The following is an 18991-nucleotide window of genomic DNA, read 5'->3' as shown; positions in this document are numbered from 1 at the left end:
TCCATGGGCCGAGTTTAGCCACCCATGCACCCGATTGGGCCGCTCGTCCCTGTAGCGCTGGAGCCGGGCGCGGGTCCGGAATAGCGTATGCCGTCCACCACGGGGAGTGGTATGTCGATTTCAAGAACAGGTGTTGCCGCGCCGAGGCCGGAGTCCGGAACGCTGGTGTCAGCGCAGGGTTTTACCCTCGTGGAGCTGATGGTCACGATGGCGGTAGTAGGCATTCTCGCAGCGGTTGCGGCCCCTTCGATGACGGCGCTTATCAACGGTAACCGCTTGGCGGGAGCGTCAGGCGAGCTCACGGCGTCACTGCAGCTGGCGCGCTCTGAAGCGCTCCGCAGAAGTTCGCCGGTGACCATCTGTGGCACGACCGACGGCGTGGCGTGCAGCGCAGACTGGACGCGCTGGATCGTGGTGGGCACCAACAACATTAACAACGCCGTCGATGTCGTCCGCGACAGCACCGTTTCGGGTGCGGTACAGGTCCAAGGGCCGGCAGGGGGCATCGTATTCCAGTCATCCGGACTGATCGACGCGCAGGGTCAATTGAACGTGTGCGTGCCGACGGATTCTCCGGATGAGAACCAGCGGGTCATCACCGTGTTGATCAGCGGCAATATCGTCACCGGCAGGGTGAACGGAGGAGGACTATGTCCATGAGTTGCAATTCCGTCACGGGAGCCGGGCGTCCGTTGCGGCGGATGGCGGCGTCCCGCATGCAGCGCATGCGTGGCGTCGGCTTGATCGAGGTGCTGGTGTCGGTCGTCATCATCGCCATAGGCCTGCTGGGTATCGCTGCCATGCAGTCGATGGCGTTGCGCGGCTCGCAAAGCTCTCTTGAAAGCAGCCAGGCAGTCATGCAGACCAACGCCATCATGGAAGCCATGCGTGCCAATCGCGCCAACGCCGCCGCCTACAACATGGCCATGGAATGCGCGATTCCGGCAGTAGGGGCCACGCTGGCCGCCAACGATCAGCGGAGCTGGATCACCGCCCTCAAGAATGGGATCGGGCAGGGGCCCGCAGATGCCACGACGTGCGGCCAGATCAGCGGCTGCCCGGGCGCATGTGTAGTTACGGTGCAGTGGAATGACCAGCGCGCAGGCGGCGGCGCGGCGCGCCAGGTTGTGACGGAGACACGGATATGAGCGCAGCGGCGGGAGCGATGCCGGCGCGCCGCGCCATGCGTGGACGGATGTCGGGCTTGAGTCTGATTGAATTGATGATCGCAATGGTGCTGGGCCTAGTCGTGATGGGTGCGGCATTCGCCGTGTTCATGTCCAACCAGAACACCTTCGGTACAAACGAAGGACTCAACCGCATCCAGGAGAACGCGCGGGTTGCGTTCGAACTCATGTCGCGTGACATACGTGCGGCCGGCGGCTCGGCCTGTTCTAACATGTCGGTGGTGGAGAGTGTAGGCGCGCGATCGATTGCATTCCGCGACATGCCGGTAACCGGAACGGCCAACAGCCTGAGCGTGATATCCGGCGACGACACTGCGTATCGCGTGATCGACTCCACATCCAGTTCGGTCACGTTCGATCCCGCCCAACTAGACGACGCTACGCAAGCCTTCCGTGAAGACGATCTGCTGCTGCTGTGCAACGCACGCAAGACCTTCCTGGTGGAGGCCGAATCGGTCACGACCGACACGTTGACCCATGCCACCTTGCCCGGTGGCTACGACCCCACCGACGACGAGTTCGCACCGCCAGCGGCCGTGGTGCTGGCCCGTTTCCGCGATGTGCGGTGGTTCGTCGGCGCCAACACGCGCGGCGGTAGCTCACTGTGGGTCAGCCGCCTTGGCGGACCCGCCGAAGAGGTTGCCGAAGGGATCACCGCGCTTGCTTTCGAGTACCTGGAAGCGGGAGCCGTCGCATATACCACGACGCCAAATTGGGGCAACGTCATTGCAGTACGCATCACAATGACCTTGCGGGGCGCTGACGTCGACGGCCAAGCATTGACGCGCACCGCCTCCAACGTGGTCAGCATGAGGAGCCGGACGCTATGAGGCATATGTTTCGTCACATGGGCCGTCGCGCATGGCGCCGCCAGGCAGGTGTCTCCTTGGTCATCGTGCTTGTGCTCCTAGTCGCCACTTCGGTCCTTGGCATTGCGGTCCTGCGCAGCTCGGCCATGCAGGAGCGCATGAGCGCCAACCTGCGCGACCGCAGTCTGGCGTTCCAGGCCGCCGAGTCAGCGTTGCGCTACGCGCAGGATGTGGTGCTATCGGGAGGCGCTTGGGATACTCAGATCCCGACACCCGACGATTGCACCGCCGTGGGCATCTGTCCGACGTCTTCGGGGGCGGCATGGAGGCCTGTGCCTGCCGGAAGCTATGACGCGGCGCGATTGGCCGCGCCGCCGGAATACTGGATCGAATATCTGGGCACGGGTCCCGGACGCAAGGGCAGCTGCGACCTGATCCCGCCCACGCTCGACTGTCAGAGTCCGATGTACCGCGTTACCGCGCGTAGTCGCGCAGAAGGCCGAGCAGACGTTGTGGTCCAGGCCAACATCATCAGCCGTATTCCGGAACCGGGAACCTAAGGCATGAACAGCAATCATCGGAACTCGCTTCACAGTAGCGGCTCGAGTCCGTCACAGCGTCAATGGTGGATCGCGCCTGCGACTTGTCTGGTGATGCTGCTCGCGCTTCCCGCGAATGCCACTATCGACATTCCAAACGACCCGCTGACGACAGGCGCGCGCGTGCCGCCGAACATCATGTTCATTCTCGACAACTCGGGCTCGATGGCATTGGTGTCAATGCCGACGCTGCCCGAGGATTTCGATGTACAGCCTTCTGATTACAGCGGTACGCCAACGGGCGCCAGCCGCAGTGGTTTGCGGGACAATCCGCACGACCGCTCCTACCTCAACAACGGTATCTACTACAATCCCGCAGTTACCTACAACGCCTGGATGAGCGCCGACGGCGTGACTCGAATGACGGGCGGCACTACGGCGGATGAAGTCTTTTCGAACTGGAACCTGGCGTCGGGTTCTATTCGCGACCTGCGGGGAAATATCGAGTCGGTCTTCTATGTGCCTAAGGCGGGAGTCGCTGCGTCCACGTCTCCCAGCCCGGCCGACTATGATCGATACAGCATCAGCTCGTCCGGAAGTGTGGTGAAGAGCATCGTCGGTACACCTTCCGCCACTCCTGCCTTGCCCGCAGGGCCGTTTTCCTCCAGGGGCAATGGTGTTGCAGCGACAGTTAATATTTCGGTTGCGAATGGAACGACGAATCTTCGTGTTTTCACAACAGGCGGTAGCACCCGGGTGCAACTGGACCTGTACCGGCCCAATGGCATCCTGCAATGCACTTCTAAAGACGGTAACGGTGGAGAGTCGTGCTCGGTGTCAAGCCCGGTGTCAGGCGCTTGGCAAGCGACAGTGAGGCGAGACGGCGGCACCGATTTCAGCGGGGTATCTATCGATGCAGTGGTTGACGTCGACACCCCTTCCTTGCCGAACCCTGCGCGTACACAGGCTCAGGAACTCACCAATATCGCGACTTGGTATTCTTATTATCGGACGCGACTGAAGACTGCCAAAGCAGGTGCATCCGAAGCGTTTGCGAGCTTGGGTAACGAGCTTCGCGTTGGCTATACCCCCATCAACGGCCGCTCATCGCATCTGAGCGCGACGGGCACGAATCCAATCATTCCGGTGAACGACAACAACGGCCTGTTCGAAGCCACGAACAAGAGCAACTGGTTCACCAGCGTGCGAAGCGAGACGGTGCAAGCCGGTTCGACACCTCTTCGCACATCGCTCAAGGCAGTGGGTGATTACTACACACGAGCCGACAGCAATGGTCCGTGGGGTCCTGGTGCGCTGGCCAGCCAGTTGTCGTGCCGGCAGAGTTTCTCGATCCTGACCACGGACGGCTACTGGAACGACAGCAATCCCAGCGGTATTGGCGATTCCGATGGTGATGGCAACAGCCCGACGCTGGCCGACGTGGCGCACCACTACTACAAGACCGACCTGCGGAGCAATCTGACCAACAACGTCCCATCTTCCACTGCAAATCCGGCTTCGTGGCAGCACATGGTTACCTTCGGAATTTCTATTGGTCTTCGCGGGAACATGGCAGTCACGAATCCGCCACCAGCGCCGAATTCGTCCTTGTGGACGAATCCGATGGACCGCGAAGATGCCGACCGCATCGACGATCTCTGGCACGCGGCTGTCAATAGCAAGGGAAAGTTTGTGGCGGCCGCTGATCCTGCGGCCTTCACTCAAGGGCTCCAATCAGCTTTGGCGGAGATCGTGGAGCGCACGGGCTCTTTCTCCAACGTCGCAGCCAACTCCACGTCGCTGGATGCAGGTACACGCGTGTACCAGGCGAATTACGTGTCGAGCGTCTGGACGGGCGAGTTGAGGTCACAGCCGGTGAGCGCCGCAAGTGGTGTGCAAGCGGTCGATTGCAGTGGCCCGGCAGATGGAGCGCAGCCCGGCAATGGCTGGTGTGCATCCAAGGGCATTCCGACGGTCGGGCGCAAGGTGTTCACCTCCAATGGACACCACTACCGCAGTCCCGTGATTGCCACCACGCCCAACCAGAATCCGCTGCCGTTTCCCTCGCAAGCGACTACCGAGCAGCTGGCAAGCCTGCATCGGCCGTTGCCTGGGACGGCCTGGGTCGATGGTGCTGACAATGCCGCGTACATCGCCGGCAACCGTGCACTCGAATTGAATCGGGGTGGCCGACTCCGCAATCGCAACAATCTGCTCGGTGACATCATCGGGTCGTCGCCGGCGTACGCGCAGGACACCAACACCATCTACATCGGTGCGAACGACGGCATGCTGCACGCCATCAACGCGGCCAATGGAAACGAATTGTTCGCCTACATCCCGGGCATCATCAACTGGAACCAGTTGGGTAACCTGAGCCGTCCCGAGTACGGGCATCGCTACTTCGTCGATGGTCCGATCGTGGTCACGACGCACCAGCAGACGCCTGACGAGAACATTCTCGTGGGCGCATTGGGCAAGGGCGGCAAGGGCCTGTTTGCCTTGGACGTGACCAACCCGAGCACGTTCGGCGCTGGTAGCAACGTGAAGTGGGAGCTCGCGGACACTCCCCTTGGCAACATGGGGCTCGTCCAGGGCCGGCCGATCATTGCCAAGGTCCGTGGCGGCGGCGCCGAGCCCCAGAATGCGGTTGTCCTCGGCAACGGGGTGAACAGCACCAGCAACCGGGCCGCGCTGATCGTGCTGGATCTTGCGACGGGTGCCGTGATCCGCGAGATCGCGGTTGGTCCGAGCGGCGGGTCGAACGGGCTTTCCGCGGTTTCAGGTGTCCTTGGTCCTGACGGGCGCACCCTTTCCCATGCCTATGGCGGTGACATGCTTGGGAACGTCTGGAAGTTCGACCTGACGAACGCTTCGCCCGCTGCCTGGACGGGGACCAGAATGTTCACGGCCACAGCCGGGGGCGTCGCACAGCCGATCAGCGGTGGTCTTACGACCGCGATCCATCCTTCGACTAACAAGCGCTGGGTGTTCTTTGGCACTGGCCGTTACATGACGCAGAGCGACGTTGGCAACACGGCGGTGCAGAGCATGTACGGCTTCATCGACGACGGCACACCGATCGTGAGGACTGGCGCGGGAGCCAACCTGACGCAGCGTCAAGTGCAGGTGACCAGCGGAACCGCTGGCGGTTATCCGGTCAGAGGGTTTGAAGCGAGCACCCCGTTGCCCTTGAGCTCGAAGGGATGGTTCATCGACTTGCCCGCAAGCGGCGAGCGAATCGTGCAGGACGCCCAGGTGGTCTCGACGTTCCTGATCACGGCCAGCGTCATCCCGAGCGGCAATGCTTGTGATACGGGCGGCAGCGGGTATATCAATGCGCTGGATGCGTTCACCGGAACCAGTGCCAGCGGCTCCTACTTCGATCTGGACGGTGATGGGCTCACCTCCGATGAGGTGGTAGGCGGGCGGCCCGTCGGGTCGGTGAACGTGGGTGGCGGCATGCCTACTTTGCCGAACCTGCTGCGTGGTCGATTTGTAGTGGGCGGATCGGGCGGATCAGAGGTTCGCGGAACAATGACGTTGACGCCCCGCTGGGATCGCGCATCCTGGCGCGAAGTCAGGGGGGATTGATTCGTGAATGCTGATATCAGGCGGTCTTCTGTTCGTCGGCGCGCTTCGGGCTTCAGCCTGATCGAGCTCATGGTGGTTGTCGCAATCATCGGCATCATCGCCTCGATCGCGTTGCCCAGTTACAACGAGCATGTCCGCCGCACGAGGCGTGCGGCGGGCGGGGCGTGCGCACTGGCCGTCGCCCAGCAGATGGAGCGTTGGTATACCGCGCGGCTTACATACACCGGAGCGGCCGCGAATACGGCAATCTGCCAGGACAGCGCACTGGACTTCTACAACGTCGGCGTGAACATCGTGGACGGCAGGAACTATACGGTGACCGCCGCTCCTACTGGCAACCATTCAGGTGATGCATGCGGCACCCTGAGCGTGAACCAGGCCGGTGCCCGAGCAGCCAGTGGTACAGGGACGACCTGCTGGTAAGGCTGGCCACGGTAGGCGTTTCGTAACCGGAAAGGCCCGCAACATGTTGCGGGCCTTTCCTTGTTACGTCACCGCTAGTTGCGGTTGGTGGAAATCAATCCGGCGAATTTCCCTCAAGGGCATGCCCCGCCTTGGCCCCGCTCGGTGCGCGGCCTCCCGGCGTTGTTGACAATGACGGCGCCCACGCGCATCCCCTGCAGCGTGCAGACATTGATCGTGAGATTGGCTCCTGCACTGCGACCATCCGGCAGGTAACGGAGGTGGGAGCGGCCGGTTGAGCTGTACACACGCAGGTGCGGAGTTCCGGGGGAAAGTTCGACCTGCAACACGTCTGCCGGTAGGGAAGGCCGGCGCAGGTTGTCGCGATCGACAAACATCATCCAGCCGCCCGACCAGTCGCCACCTAGGAGGCACTGCAGACCGTCGACGGAGGGGCAGAGCACGGTGGGATGCCGGTGCTTGACCGCGGCAAGCCGGGCATGGCTCATCTGGCTGACCAGCGATGCCATGGTGGCGGCTGCACGCTGCTGTTCGAGGAATGCAACGAAGGGGCGAAATGCCAGTACGACCAATATGGACATGACCGAGACGGTGACGGCGGACTCGATCAGGGTGAAACCCGCAGTCTTGCGTTCCATCGCGCCTCCGCTCCCGGCGGCCGCGCGGGTAATCCAGCGTCGTCGAATTGCTAGCCGAAGCGAATCGGGCAGTCCGGGAAACTGGTGTCAGTGGCAGGGCCCCACCAACGTGGGGAGGCAGGCCGCCCGCGCTGCTTAGGGCTGCCCAATTGGCTCGTCAGTGTCCACGCCGATCTCCCCGCCGCCGCCACCAGAGGCTCCCCTGACCAACGAGTGCAGTCGCAAGAATGCAACTGTTGGTCACGATGAACACCATATTGTCGACCATCACGCTGTAGACGATGAATCCGATAGACGCCGCGCTCTGGCCGATGAACAACCAGCGCGATACCCCGCGTGCATCCGGGTCGCGCATCTGCGCGGCGATCTGGCGAATCAGAGTGGCCAGCAGGATCGCCGATGCCGCCCAGCCCACGATGTCGGGTGACATCATTCGGCTCCCTCTGCAGGGCCGAATGCCGACAGACCGGTCGCCGCATCGCTCACGTACGCGGCCCTCGCTCACCGCGATCCTGCGACCTGTGATCACTGAACAACGCACTGGCCACGATTCCCAGCCCCAGCGCCGACGCGAGCAGGAACATTCCCATCGCGATCGCGGGATAACCGAACAACCGCGGCCCCACCACATCGCCACGCATGAGCGTGGCACTCGCCATGATCAACGCGGCGACGATCACACCGGTGGCGACGCGGTTGGCGATCTTCTGCAGGTTCTCGGTCAGCCGCGACTCCTGCAATCCCGTCAACCGCACCTGCATCTTGTTCTCGGCCAGCAGTGACAGCAGGGTCGACACGCGCCTTGGGGCGTCCTGCAGCAGTGCCTGCATCTCCATGGCCTCGCTGGCCAGGCTCGCCGGCGAGAACGACTTGCGCAGGCGCTCGCGCAGCATCTGCTGCAGGTGGCCTTCGACCACCTGGCGCATGTCCAGCTGGGGGTCCAGCGCGCGGCACACGCCTTCCAGATGCAGCAGGGTCTTACCGAGATGTTGCAGTTCCGGCGGCGTGCGCAGGCCGCAGTCGGCACCGATGCGTGCCAGCTCCAGCATTAGCCAGCCTTCGGTCATGGTCTTGGAGCCGTGCGCTGCATAGCGCGCCACCAGCTGGCCGATCTCGCGGACGTAGCGGTCCTCGTCGAAATCCTCGAGGCGCACGCCCAGCGCGATGGATTCCTCGGCCACTTCCTCGCCACTGCCGTCGACCGCGGAGAACAGCAGCTTCAGCAGGCGGGCACGCTGCTTTGGCGGCACGTGGGCGACCATGCCGAGGTCGAAGATCGCGAGGCGCTGGTCGTCGGTGACCAGCATGTTGCCGGGGTGCGGGTCGGCGTGGATCTCGCCGTGCACGAAGGTCTGGTCGAGGTAGCCGCGCACCAGGGCATCGGCCAAGGGCTGGTAGTCGTGCTCGGTGCGGCGCAGTCCACCGAGCGCGGTAACCTTGGTGCCGCGCACCAGATCCATGGTCAGCACGCGGCCGGTGGTCAGGTTCCAGATCGGCTGGGGCACCAGCAACAACGGGTAGGCCTCGAAGTGCTTGCCGAAGCGTTCCAGGTTGTCGGCTTCGATCCGGTAGTCGAGCTCGGCCAGCAGCGTCTTGCGGAATTCGCGGACCCAGTCGGCGAAATGCAGGCGGCGGCCGATGCGCGTCACGAAGTCGGCTCGCGCGGCGATGCCGGCGAGGATGTCCAGGTCGCGGCGGATTTCGGCCTCCACGTCGGGCCGCTGCACCTTGACCGCCACCTCGCGGCCGTCGTTCATCACCGCGCGGTGCACCTGGGCGATCGACGCGTTGCCCAGCGGCTGCTCGTCGAACTCCGTGAACAGCTTGCCTAGGCGTACGCCGAGCTCCGCTTCCACCACGCCGCGCACGGCGTCGAACGGGATCGGGCTCACTTCGTCCTGCATGCGCTCCAGGGCGGGCAGATAGGCGGGCAGCACCATGTCGGGACGCGTGGACAGTGCCTGGCCGAGTTTGATGAAGGTGGGACCAAGCGCTTCGAGGTCGCGGACAAATGTTTCCGGACCGGTGTCGGCGTCGGCATCCACGGCCGGGTCGGGGGCGGTCGGCGATGGATCGGCATCGGCGCTGGCGAATATGCCGGCGCGACGGTACTTCATCAGAAAGCCGAGGATGCGCGCGCTGCGCGCGAGGCTGCCGCTCGAGGGGTCGTTCATGGGCGCTACGCTAGCGTCCGCTGCGTCAAGGCGACGATCACGCGCGTGCGTTGGTCTCGACGATTCGAAGGGCGCCATGGCCGCGCCCCGGGTGTGCCTGAATAGACACTGCCCCGGCGACATCGCCGGCTCTTTTCACATCGGGCGCATCTCCGCAGTCCTAGCGTTTCGCGGGCAAGTCCCGTCGAAGTCCACCATTCAACGCTGAGGATCGAGAAAATGGCTGTCAAGACACTCGAAGACCTGTTCGTGCATGCGCTCTCCGACATGTACAACGCCGAGAAGCAGTTGACCAAGGCTTTGCCCAAGATGGCGAAGGCCGCCGCGAATCCGAAGCTCGCGGATGCGTTCACGACGCATCTCGGCGAGACGGAAGGGCAGATCGAACGCATCGACCGCGTCGTCGAGCTGCTGGAAATCAAGCTCAAGCGCATCAAGTGCGCCGCCATGGAAGGCCTGGTCGAGGAAGGCAAGGAGGCGATCGACGAGGTGGAAGAGGGCCCGGTGCGCGATGCCGCGCTCATCAACGCCGCGCAGAAGGTCGAGCACTACGAGATCGCGAGTTACGGCACGCTGTGTGCGCTCGGCAAGCAGCTGGGCTACACGGACGCGGTGAAGCTGCTGCACGAAACCCTGGCCGAGGAAAAAGCCACGGACGAGAAACTCAGCATGCTTGCCGAGGGCGAGACCAACCGCGACGCTGGCCGGGTGCCGGCGAAGAAGGCCGCCAATTAGTCGCCGCCTGCGTCGGCATGCTCGCCCACCATGCAGGCAGGACTGCCCCCGTGCAGCCCTGCCTGCCGCGGAACGCTCGGAGCCCGCAGGAGCAGCACTGCGACGCGATCAGCGTGCTCGACTGCGCGCGTGCCCAAGGCGCAGCGCGCCTCACCCGGTCGCCGCGATCTCGACCCACGTCGGTGCATGGTCGCTTGCCTTGTCCTGCAGCCGCACCCAGCGATCCACGCCGGCACCTTTCAGGCGCTTGGCGAGCACCGGGTTAAGCAGCAGGTGGTCGATGCGCAGCCCGCGGTCGCGCTCGGCGTGCTGGCGGAAATAATCCCAGAACGTGTAGATCCTCTGCTCGCCATGCACGTGCCGCAGGCTGTCCGTCCAGCCCTGTTCGAGCAGGGCGAAGTACGCCTCGCGCGTTTCGGGCTGGATCAGCGCGTCCTTGCGCCAGGCCTTGGCGTCGTAGACGTCGTCGTCGGTCGGGATCACGTTGAAGTCGCCGATGATCGCGACCGGATGCGGAAGACCGACCAGGGTCCGCGCGTGCCGGGCGAGCCGTGCCATCCATTCCAGCTTGTAGTCGAACTTCGGGCCGGGCTGAGGATTGCCGTTGGGCAGGTAGATGCCCGCCACCACGATGCCGTGGACCGCCGCTTCGATGTAGCGGCTCTGCGCGTCGGCGGGGTCGCCCGGCAGGCCGCGGCGGCTCTCCACCGGCACCGTGTCCCGTCCGAGCAGGGCCACGCCGTTCCAGGAGCGCTGACCCTGCCAGATCGAGCCGTATCCGGCCTTCTCCAGCGCATCCACGGGAAAGGTCTCGTCCAGCGCCTTCAATTCCTGCAGCGCCACCACGTCGGGCTTTTCCTGCTCGAGCCACGCGAGCAGCTGAGGCAGGCGGGTGGCGATGCCGTTGACATTGAACGTGGCCAGCTTCAGGGTCTTGCCGCGCGGCATGTTGCCTCCCTCGGTTCGGCGTCCGGTCGCACCGCCGCGCGCACACGGTCATGGTGGTGTGGACACCTTGGGAGCAGGGGCATCGCAGGGAAGTGAAGCATCCGCCGCAGCGGGCGGACAGGGGCTGGAGTGGACTCAGCCAGAACACTGCGGACGATGGTCCGCGCATGCAACAGAAAGAATGGCGCCCGAAGTTGGACTCGAACCAACGACCCCCTGATTAACAGTCAAGTGCTCTAACCGGCTGAGCTATTCGGGCGGGGACCGGTATTTTAGAGCGTAACTGGCCGCGGTCAAGGAGAACGGCTCACGGGCACGCGGTTTCGCGCGTCGGGCGCTCCGCGCGCACCCGCCCGAGCCGGTTCACGACCACCTTGCCGCGCAATTGGCCGCGTACGCAGGCGTTCACGCTCAGGTTGCTGTGCGCGCTCATGCCGCTGGCCTGGTAGCGCAGGAACGGGCGGGTGGAGGCAAGCCGCAGGCGGTCCGCCCCGCCTGCAGGCGCATCCGTGGCGCGCAGCAGGTCTCCGTCGGCATCGGGCCGGCGGTTGCCGTCCGGGTCGCGGAACACCAGCCATCCCGTGCTCCAGTCGTGGTCGCCGCGGCAGCCGGCATTTGCCGCGCCCGGGCACACCACCACCTGTTCGCGGCGCAGGATCGCGCTGTTGCGCGCCATCGCCATGTCGGCCGACAGCAGGTGCAGGCTCGCCGAAACGCGATGCCGCTCCAGCGTGCCGTTGAACGAGGGCAGGCCGAGGGTGAGAGTGACGGCGGCGACGGCCACCACCACCATCGCCTCGATCAGGGTGAAGCCAACCGCGTCGTGCCTTGCCATGCCCAGCCTCCTTGCCGGTATCACGGGCGAACCACGCTAGGCGATGGCTTCCGCCGGGTCAGTCGCCCGGGGACCCGGCGCAGGGTAGGCGGGGAGGGCCGGTGCCGGTCGGCGAGCGACCGGCGCATTTGTCAGCCAACCGCCAGCCTTCGCAGGGCGTTTGACGCCCGCGCCTACAATGGCGCGATGAAATCCGCCACCCATACGCCGTTCCAGCTCGTCTCGCCCTACCAGCCCGCCGGCGACCAGCCGCAGGCCATCAAGCGGCTCATCGACGGCTTCGAGGCCGGCCTGGCCCGGCAGACGCTGCTCGGCGTGACCGGCTCCGGCAAGACCTACACCATCGCCAACGTGGTCGAGGCGGTGCAGAAGCCGACCATCGTCATGGCGCCCAACAAGACGCTGGCGGCGCAGCTCTACGGCGAGTTCAAGTCGTTCTTCCCGCACAACGCGGTCGAGTACTTCGTCAGCTATTACGACTACTACCAGCCCGAGGCGTACATCCCGTCGTCCGACACGTTCATCGACAAGGACAGCGCGATGAACGAGCACATCGAACAGATGAGGCTGTCGGCGACCAAGGCGCTGCTCTCGCGGCCGGATGCTCTGATCGTGGCGACGGTGTCGGCGATCTATGGCCTCGGCGACCCGGAGGATTACCTGAAGCTGCGCCTGATCCTGGCGCGCGGCGAGCGCATCGAGCAGCGCCAGCTGATCCGCCAGCTCACCGAGCTGCAATACACCCGCAACGACACCGAACTGCGCCGCGGCACCTACCGCGTGCGCGGCGAGGTGATCGACGTGCACCCGGCCGAGTCGGAGCTTGAAGCCCTGCGCATCGAACTGTTCGACGGCGAGGTCGAGAACCTCAGCCTGTTCGACCCGCTCACCGGCGAAGTGCAGCGCAAGGTGCCGCGCTTCACCGTGTATCCCAAGACGCATTACGCCAGCACCCGTGAAAGCGTGCTCACCGCGGTCGAGACCATCAAGATCGAACTGCGCGAGCGCCTGGAAGAGCTGTACGCGCAGAACAAGCTGGTCGAGGCGCAGCGCCTGCAACAGCGCACCCAGTTCGACCTGGAGATGATGGCCGAGGTCGGTTACTGCAACGGCATCGAGAACTACTCGCGGCACATGACCCGGCGCGAGCCAGGTGCGCCGCCGCCCACGCTGTTCGACTACCTGCCGCCGGACGCGCTGCTGGTGGTGGACGAGTCGCACGTCACCGTGCCGCAGATCGGCGGCATGTACCGCGGCGACCGCGCGCGCAAGGAAACGCTGGTGGAGTTCGGCTTCCGCCTGCCGTCGGCGCTCGACAACCGGCCGCTGCGCTTCGAGGAGTGGGAGGCACGCGCGCCGCGGATGATCTTCGTGTCGGCGACGCCCGGCAAGTACGAGTACGAGCATTGCGAAGGCGAGATGGTGGAGCTGGTGGTGCGCCCCACGGGGCTCATCGATCCGGAAGTCGAGATCCGCCCGGTGGCCACGCAGGTCGACGACGTGCTCGGCGAGATCCATGCGCGCGTCGCCATGGGCGACCGGGTGCTGATCACCACGCTCACCAAGCGCATGGCCGAGAACCTCACCGAGTACCTCGGTGAACACGACGTCCGCGTGCGCTACCTGCATTCCGACATCGACACCGTGGAGCGCGTGGAGATCATCCGCGACCTGCGCCTGGGCAAGTTCGACGTGCTGGTGGGCATCAACCTTCTGCGCGAGGGCCTGGACATGCCCGAGGTGTCGCTGGTGGCGATCCTCGATGCCGACAAGGAGGGCTTCCTGCGCTCGACCGGTTCGCTGATCCAGACCATCGGCCGCGCCGCGCGCAACCTGCGCGGCAAGGCGATCCTGTATGCCGACCGCGTCACCGACTCGATGAAGCGCGCGATCGACGAGACCGACCGCCGCCGCGCCAAGCAGGTCGAATACAACCTCGAACACGGCATCACCCCGCGTTCGGTGGCGCGCCCGGTGATGGACATCATGGAAGGCGCCCGCAGCGACCAGGCCGAATCCAAGGCCGGCCGGGGTGGTCGCGGCAAGGTGCGCGCGGTGGCCGAGCGGCCCGAGGACTACGCCAGCCTGGGCCCGGCCAAGGCCGCCGCCCGGCTCAAGGCGCTGGAGCAGCAGATGTACCAGCATGCCCGCGACCTCGAGTTCGAGGCCGCTGCCGGGGTGCGCGACGAGATCCATCGCCTCAAGGAGGCGATGCTCGCATTCCGCTAGGCTTGCCGCCGCCGCAGGCAGCCGCTAGAATTCGCCTCCCTTCGGGCGGTTAGCTCAGTGGTAGAGCATTACCTTGACATGGTAGGGGTCGGGGGTTCGAAACCCTCACCGCCCACCACTCAAGTCCCTGATTTCACGGACTTCAGTGGCGAAGGAACGAAACCCGGCCCGCGTGCCGGGTTTTTCGTGTCCGCGGCAGGCCGGCGCAGCTCAGGACGCCGGGCCGCGCGGCGCGGTCGGTAGTACTTCGGGCCTGCGCACCTCATCGGCGCCGACCTCGCGCACGAAGCACGCGCGCCAGGTGGCCAGGTCGGGTAGCCCGATGCCGGCGGGGTCCCCCGCGACATACAGCGTGACGTGCGGAATGCCGCAGTCCAGCGGCAGGCGGGTTGCCTGCGCCAGCCGGTCGCGGAACGCGGCGAAAGCCGGCATCTGCAGATGCTCGATGACCGCCCAAGCCTGCAGCGGGCCGTCCCACTCGTCCTTGGTCCTGTGCACCAGCGCGAAGCGGCGGGTGGCGATGTATTGCCAGTCGAGCGCGGCGAAGGCGTCAGCGACTGCGGCGGCATCGAGTCGCTCGAGCACGGCGGTGGCGGTGGCGCGGTTGAGCAGGGTGACGTGCAGCTCGTGCTTCTGCTCCAGCACCAGGCCATCGAGCCTCAGCCGCTGCGGCATGTCCGCGGGGAGGAGCTCGCGCTTTTCGAGCGGCAGCAGCAGCGCGCCTTCAGCATTGAAGCCAGGCCAGTGCATCGTCACCGAACCTCCAGGCTGGGCCAGCATCCCGAGCTTACGCTAAGCTCGGACGCGCCCGGGACGGGCACGTGGCAGGGCGGCAAGAGCCGCGCTGCGGCCGGGATGCGGATCACCAGGGAAGGTGGACATGGACAGGACCAGGGGCGCGTTGGCGCTTTCGTGCGTGGGCTTCGCGCTTGTCGCGGGGCTGTGGCTGTCGGGGTGGCTGGTGCTGAGGCTGCTCGGTCTCGGTGATCTCACCGCAGGCCTCGACACCTGGCCGGCCTACCTGCGCGCCATCGACATCCCCGCACTCGCGCCATTCGCAGGCCGCATACGCCTGGCCGGCGCATTGGGGCTGGGTCTCCCGCTGCTTGCCTCCACGGTGCCGGTCTTCCTGTTGTTGCGGCCGTCGCGGCGCGCGATGCACGGCAAGGCGCGCTTCGCCAACGTTGTCGACCTGCTGCGGCACGGCCTGTTCACGTCGTCCGGCGAAGGCATCGTCGTTGGACGTTACCGCGGGCGCCTGCTGCGCCTGACCGGCCAGCAGTCGGTGGTGCTGGCCGCGCCGACGCGCTCGGGCAAGGGTGTCGGGGTGGTGGTGCCCAACCTGCTGGACTACCGCGGTTCGGTGGTGGTGCTGGACATCAAGCAGGAGAACTTCCAGCTCACCAGCGGCTGGCGCGCGGCGCAGGGGCAGCAGGTGTTCCTGTTCAATCCGTTTGCCGAGGACCGGCGCACGCATCGCTGGAACCCGCTGGCCTACGTGTCCACCGAGCCGCTGCAACGTGTCTCCGACCTGCAGGGCATCGCCGCCATGCTGTACCCGGATGCCGGCGCCGAGCAGAAGTTCTGGACGAGCCAGGCACGCAACGCGTTCATGGCCTTTGCGCTGTTCCTGTTCGACAACTACGAAGCGCAGGCGCGCGAGGGCTTTCCGCCGGAATACCACGTGTTTCCCACCATCGGCAGGCTGTTCCGCCTGTCGTCGGCGGAGGGAAAACCGGCGCGCGCGCACGTGCAGGACCTGGCGGACCGGCCGTTCCTCGGCGAGCACGCGCGCCGCGCCTTCGGCAACCTGCTGTCGCAGGCCGAGGAGACGTTCGCGTCGATCCTCGGCAGCTTCCGAGAGCCGCTCAATGCGTGGATCGATCCGGCGCTGGACGCGGCCACCAGCGGCAACGACTTCATCCTCGACGACGTGCGCCGCCGGCCGATGACCATCTATGTCGGCATCCAGCCCAACCGGCTGGCGGAGGGCAGGGCGATCCTCAACCTGTTCTTCAGCCAGCTGATCAACCTCAATACCCGCGTGCTGCCGAAGGACGACACCAGCCTGCGCCAGCAGTGCCTGCTGCTGATGGACGAGTTCACCGCCATCGGCCGCATCGACATCATCGCCAGCGCCATGGCGTACATGGCCGGCTACAACCTGCGCCTGCTGCCGGTGATCCAGAGCATGGCCCAGCTCGATGCCACCTACGGCAAGGACGTCGCGCGCGCCATCCTCACAAACCACGCCATGCAGGTGGTGTTCGCGCCGCGCGAGCAGCACGACGCCAACGACTACTCGGAGATGCTGGGCTACACCACGGTGCGCCGCCGCAACCTCACCCGTGGGCGGAGCCGTGCGGAGGTGTCGCGCAGCGAGTCGGAGGAGCGCCGCGCGCTGATGCTGCCGCAGGAGCTCAAGGCGATGGGCGCACAGCGCGAGATCCTGCTCTACGAGGGGCTGCCGCACCCGGTGCGCTGCCGCAAGATCCGCTACTTCGCCGAGCGCCGCTACCGCGCGCGGCTGCTGCCGGCGGCCGACGTGCCGCGGCTCCCGGACAGCTGACGACGCGGTGAACGCCGGGCGGGAGACGACCCGCGGTGCGCGGCCGGGAGCGTATCGTACGCGGTGGAGTCCCACGCCCGATGAGGTGATCCGATGAAATCCACACTGATGGCCGGTGCGCTCATGGCCATGGCGTTCGCATCCGCACCGATGCTGGTCCACGCCCAGGACGAGCCCGAAGAGGCCAGCCAGTCCCGCGCCAAGCCGAAGAAGAGCGACGACCGTTTCTGCATCCAGGAAACCGGTTCGCGCATCGTCGCGGCGCGCAATGCGCGCTCGAAGTCCGACGAGAAGGAGTGCGTGGCGGCCGGTGGTCGCGTCTACACCCGCGAGGACATCGACCGCACCGGCTCGGTGGACATCAAGGACGCCTTGCGCAAGCTCGATCCGTCGATCCGCTGACGGTCCGCTGCCTGACAACGACGCCCGGCCACGTGCCGGGCGTTTCCATTTGCGGCCATAATCCGGCGGATTCCAAGCAGCACGGACACGCCATGTCGAACCGCAACGACCCCTCCCGCAACATCCGCGCGCCACGTGGCAGCGAACTCGCCTGCCGCTCCTGGCTCACCGAGGCGCCGTACCGGATGCTGCAGAACAACCTCGACCCCGAGGTGGCCGAGAATCCGACGGAGCTGGTCGTCTACGGCGGCATCGGCCGCGCGGCGCGCGACTGGGACTGCTACGACGCCATCCTCGAGTCGCTGCGCACGCTCGGTGACGACGAGACGCTGCTGGTGCAGTCCGGAAAGCCGGTCGGCATCTTCCGCACGCATGCCGACGCGCCGCGCGTTCTCATTGCCAACTCCAACCTGGTGCCCCACTGGGCCACCTGGGAGCACTTCAACGCGCTCGATCGCAAGGGCCTGATGATGTACGGCCAGATGACCGCCGGCTCGTGGATCTACATCGGCTCGCAGGGCATCGTGCAGGGCACCTACGAGACCTTCGTGGAGATGGGGCGCCAGCACTACGGCGGCGACCTCACCGGCAGGTGGATCCTCACCGCGGGGCTCGGCGGCATGGGCGGCGCGCAGCCGCTGGCGGCGTCGCTCGCCGGTGCGAGCAGCCTCAACATCGAGTGCCAGCAGTCGCGCATCGACATGCGCCTGCGCACGCGCTACGTCGACGAGCAGGCCACCGACCTCGACGACGCGCTGGCGCGCATCGCGCACTACACGAATGCCGGCGTGGCGAAATCCATCGCGCTGCTCGGCAACGCGGCCGAAGTGCTGCCGGAACTCGTGCGCCGCGGCGTGCGCCCGGACGCGGTCACCGACCAGACCAGCGCGCACGACCCCGTGCATGGCTACCTGCCGATCGGCTGGACGGTGGAGCAGTGGCTGGCGGCGCAGGCGGCTGATCCGCAACGCGTGCGCGACGAAGCCAAGAAGTCGATGCGCGTGCACGTCGAGGCGATGCTGGCGTTCGAGGCGCAGGGCATCCCGACCTTCGATTACGGCAACAATATCCGCCAGATGGCGTTCGACGAGGGCTGCGCCAACGCGTTCGACTTCCCCGGATTCGTGCCGGCCTACGTGCGTCCGCTGTTCTGCCGCGGCGTGGGCCCGTTCCGCTGGGTCGCGCTGAGCGGCGATCCCGAGGACATCTACAAGACGGACGCCAAGGTCAAGGAATTGATCCCCGACGACGCACACCTGCACAACTGGCTGGACATGGCGCGCGAGCGCATCGCCTTCCAGGGCCTGCCGGCACGCATCTGCTGGGTCGGCCTGGGCCTGCGCGACAAGCTGGGCCTGGCGTTCAACGAGATGGTGCGCAACGGCGAGCTGAAGGCGCCGGTGGTGATCGGCCGCGACCACCTCGACAGCGGCAGCGTCGCCTCGCCCAACCGCGAGACCGAGGCCATGATCGACGGCTCCGATGCCGTCAGCGACTGGCCGCTGCTCAACGCCATGCTCAACGTCGCCGGCGGCGCCACCTGGGTGTCGCTGCACCACGGCGGCGGCGTGGGCATGGGCTACTCGCAGCACAGCGGCGTGGTGATCGTCTGCGACGGCAGCGAGGCAGCGGATCACCGCATCGCGCGCGTGCTGTGGAACGATCCGGCCACCGGCGTGATGCGCCACGCCGATGCCGGCTACGAGATCGCCAGGGCCTGCGCCAGGGAACAGGGCCTGAAGCTGCCGATGCTGTAGCAGTTTCCGCTGCGACCGCTGCGACCGCTGCCGGCGCTTCACGGCCGCGTACCCGTCGCGATGCAATGATCCGCGTCCCGCCTCCCGGGGCGCCACGGAGTCACGCATGCTCCCAGCTTGGCGCGTTCTCGGCCAATGGCTGCGGCTGCGCC

The 18991-nt window shown here is 65.9% G+C and carries 17 protein-coding genes and 2 tRNA genes; 12 read left to right on the top strand and 7 right to left on the bottom strand.

The genetic code is table 11. The features are described from left to right. Positions 1-87 precede the first annotated feature (87 nt). From JHB91_RS06375 to JHB91_RS06350, 6 genes are all read left to right on the top strand, one after another. Entirely contained in the window at positions 88-660 is a 573-nt protein-coding gene (locus tag JHB91_RS06375) for a GspH/FimT family pseudopilin (RefSeq protein WP_199472142.1), read from the top strand. A gap of 56 nt (positions 661-716) precedes the next feature. Next, positions 717-1148 carry a type IV pilus modification protein PilV gene (gene pilV, locus JHB91_RS06370; RefSeq protein ID WP_233398528.1) on the top strand — a complete coding sequence of 144 codons (432 nt, stop codon included), beginning with the start codon at positions 717-719 and terminating at the stop codon, positions 1146-1148. Beyond that, a complete protein-coding gene (locus JHB91_RS06365; protein WP_199472141.1) occupies positions 1145-2017 on the top strand; it encodes a prepilin-type N-terminal cleavage/methylation domain-containing protein in 873 nt (290 codons plus the stop codon). The genes pilV and JHB91_RS06365 overlap by 4 nt, the downstream gene beginning before the upstream one ends. Then, positions 2014-2556, top strand: a complete 543-nt coding sequence (locus tag JHB91_RS06360; protein ID WP_343225062.1) for a PilX N-terminal domain-containing pilus assembly protein — start codon at positions 2014-2016, stop codon at positions 2554-2556. Before JHB91_RS06365 ends, JHB91_RS06360 begins: the two co-directional genes overlap by 4 nt. 93 nt (positions 2557-2649) lie before the next feature. After that, positions 2650-6129 carry a PilC/PilY family type IV pilus protein gene (locus tag JHB91_RS06355; protein ID WP_233398631.1) on the top strand — a complete coding sequence of 1160 codons (3480 nt, stop codon included), beginning with the start codon at positions 2650-2652 and terminating at the stop codon, positions 6127-6129. Between the two features lie 3 nt (positions 6130-6132). Then, a complete protein-coding gene (locus JHB91_RS06350) occupies positions 6133-6552 on the top strand; it encodes a type IV pilin protein (protein ID WP_343225061.1) in 420 nt (139 codons plus the stop codon). A 113-nt stretch (positions 6553-6665) separates the two neighbouring features. Here the strand turns inward: JHB91_RS06350 and JHB91_RS06345 are convergent, their stop codons facing one another. The 3 genes from JHB91_RS06345 to JHB91_RS06335 all read right to left on the bottom strand — a co-directional run bounded on the left by JHB91_RS06345 (position 6666) and on the right by JHB91_RS06335 (position 9364). Continuing rightward, complete coding sequence (locus JHB91_RS06345; RefSeq protein ID WP_199472138.1) at positions 6666-7190, bottom strand: GspH/FimT family pseudopilin; 525 nt, start codon at positions 7188-7190, stop codon at positions 6666-6668. A 157-nt stretch (positions 7191-7347) separates the two neighbouring features. Next, complete coding sequence (locus tag JHB91_RS06340; RefSeq protein WP_199472137.1) at positions 7348-7623, bottom strand: hypothetical protein; 276 nt, start codon at positions 7621-7623, stop codon at positions 7348-7350. 49 nt (positions 7624-7672) lie between these two features. Next, positions 7673-9364 carry an AarF/UbiB family protein gene (locus tag JHB91_RS06335; protein ID WP_233398527.1) on the bottom strand — a complete coding sequence of 564 codons (1692 nt, stop codon included), beginning with the start codon at positions 9362-9364 and terminating at the stop codon, positions 7673-7675. A 219-nt stretch (positions 9365-9583) separates the two neighbouring features. On the opposite strand from JHB91_RS06335, the gene JHB91_RS06330 reads away from it, so the two are divergent. Next, positions 9584-10099 (top strand): ferritin-like domain-containing protein, encoded by a 516-nt coding sequence (locus JHB91_RS06330; protein WP_199472135.1) that lies wholly within the window; start codon positions 9584-9586, stop codon positions 10097-10099. A gap of 150 nt (positions 10100-10249) precedes the next feature. Here JHB91_RS06330 and xth read toward each other — a convergent pair whose 3' ends face one another. From xth to JHB91_RS06315, 3 genes are all read right to left on the bottom strand, one after another. Next, on the bottom strand, positions 10250-11047 hold the full coding sequence (gene xth / locus JHB91_RS06325) for an exodeoxyribonuclease III (RefSeq protein WP_199472134.1): 798 nt from the start codon (positions 11045-11047) through the stop codon (positions 10250-10252). A 182-nt stretch (positions 11048-11229) separates the two neighbouring features. Further along, a tRNA-Asn gene (locus JHB91_RS06320) sits at positions 11230-11306 on the bottom strand. A gap of 48 nt (positions 11307-11354) precedes the next feature. Further along, complete coding sequence (locus JHB91_RS06315) at positions 11355-11882, bottom strand: GspH/FimT family pseudopilin (RefSeq protein WP_199375219.1); 528 nt, start codon at positions 11880-11882, stop codon at positions 11355-11357. Positions 11883-12068: 186 nt separating this feature from the next. On the opposite strand from JHB91_RS06315, the gene uvrB reads away from it, so the two are divergent. Further along, positions 12069-14111, top strand: coding sequence for an excinuclease ABC subunit UvrB (gene uvrB, locus JHB91_RS06310; protein WP_199472133.1), 2043 nt, complete (start codon positions 12069-12071; stop codon positions 14109-14111). Positions 14112-14154: 43 nt separating this feature from the next. Continuing rightward, a tRNA-Val gene (locus JHB91_RS06305) sits at positions 14155-14229 on the top strand. A gap of 92 nt (positions 14230-14321) precedes the next feature. Here JHB91_RS06305 and JHB91_RS06300 read toward each other — a convergent pair. After that, positions 14322-14861 carry a hypothetical protein gene (locus JHB91_RS06300; protein WP_199472132.1) on the bottom strand — a complete coding sequence of 180 codons (540 nt, stop codon included), beginning with the start codon at positions 14859-14861 and terminating at the stop codon, positions 14322-14324. A 130-nt stretch (positions 14862-14991) separates the two neighbouring features. Between JHB91_RS06300 and JHB91_RS06295 the strand changes: the two genes are divergently transcribed. From JHB91_RS06295 to hutU, 3 genes are all read left to right on the top strand, one after another. Further along, the gene (locus JHB91_RS06295) at positions 14992-16680 is read left to right on the top strand and encodes a type IV secretory system conjugative DNA transfer family protein (protein WP_199472131.1); all 1689 of its coding nucleotides are present in this window, start codon (positions 14992-14994) and stop codon (positions 16678-16680) included. Positions 16681-16773: 93 nt separating this feature from the next. Beyond that, positions 16774-17082 (top strand): hypothetical protein, encoded by a 309-nt coding sequence (locus JHB91_RS06290; RefSeq protein WP_199472130.1) that lies wholly within the window; start codon positions 16774-16776, stop codon positions 17080-17082. Positions 17083-17174: 92 nt separating this feature from the next. Next, positions 17175-18839, top strand: a complete 1665-nt coding sequence (gene hutU / locus JHB91_RS06285) for a urocanate hydratase (RefSeq protein WP_199472129.1) — start codon at positions 17175-17177, stop codon at positions 18837-18839. The last annotated feature ends 152 nt before the right edge of the window (positions 18840-18991 follow it).

The organism is Luteimonas sp. MC1828 (assembly GCF_016461615.1).
Classification (GTDB): Bacteria; Pseudomonadota; Gammaproteobacteria; order Xanthomonadales; family Xanthomonadaceae; genus Luteimonas.
The sequence above is the reverse complement of the archived record's forward strand: the minus strand, read 5'-3'. Positions and strand labels throughout refer to the sequence as shown.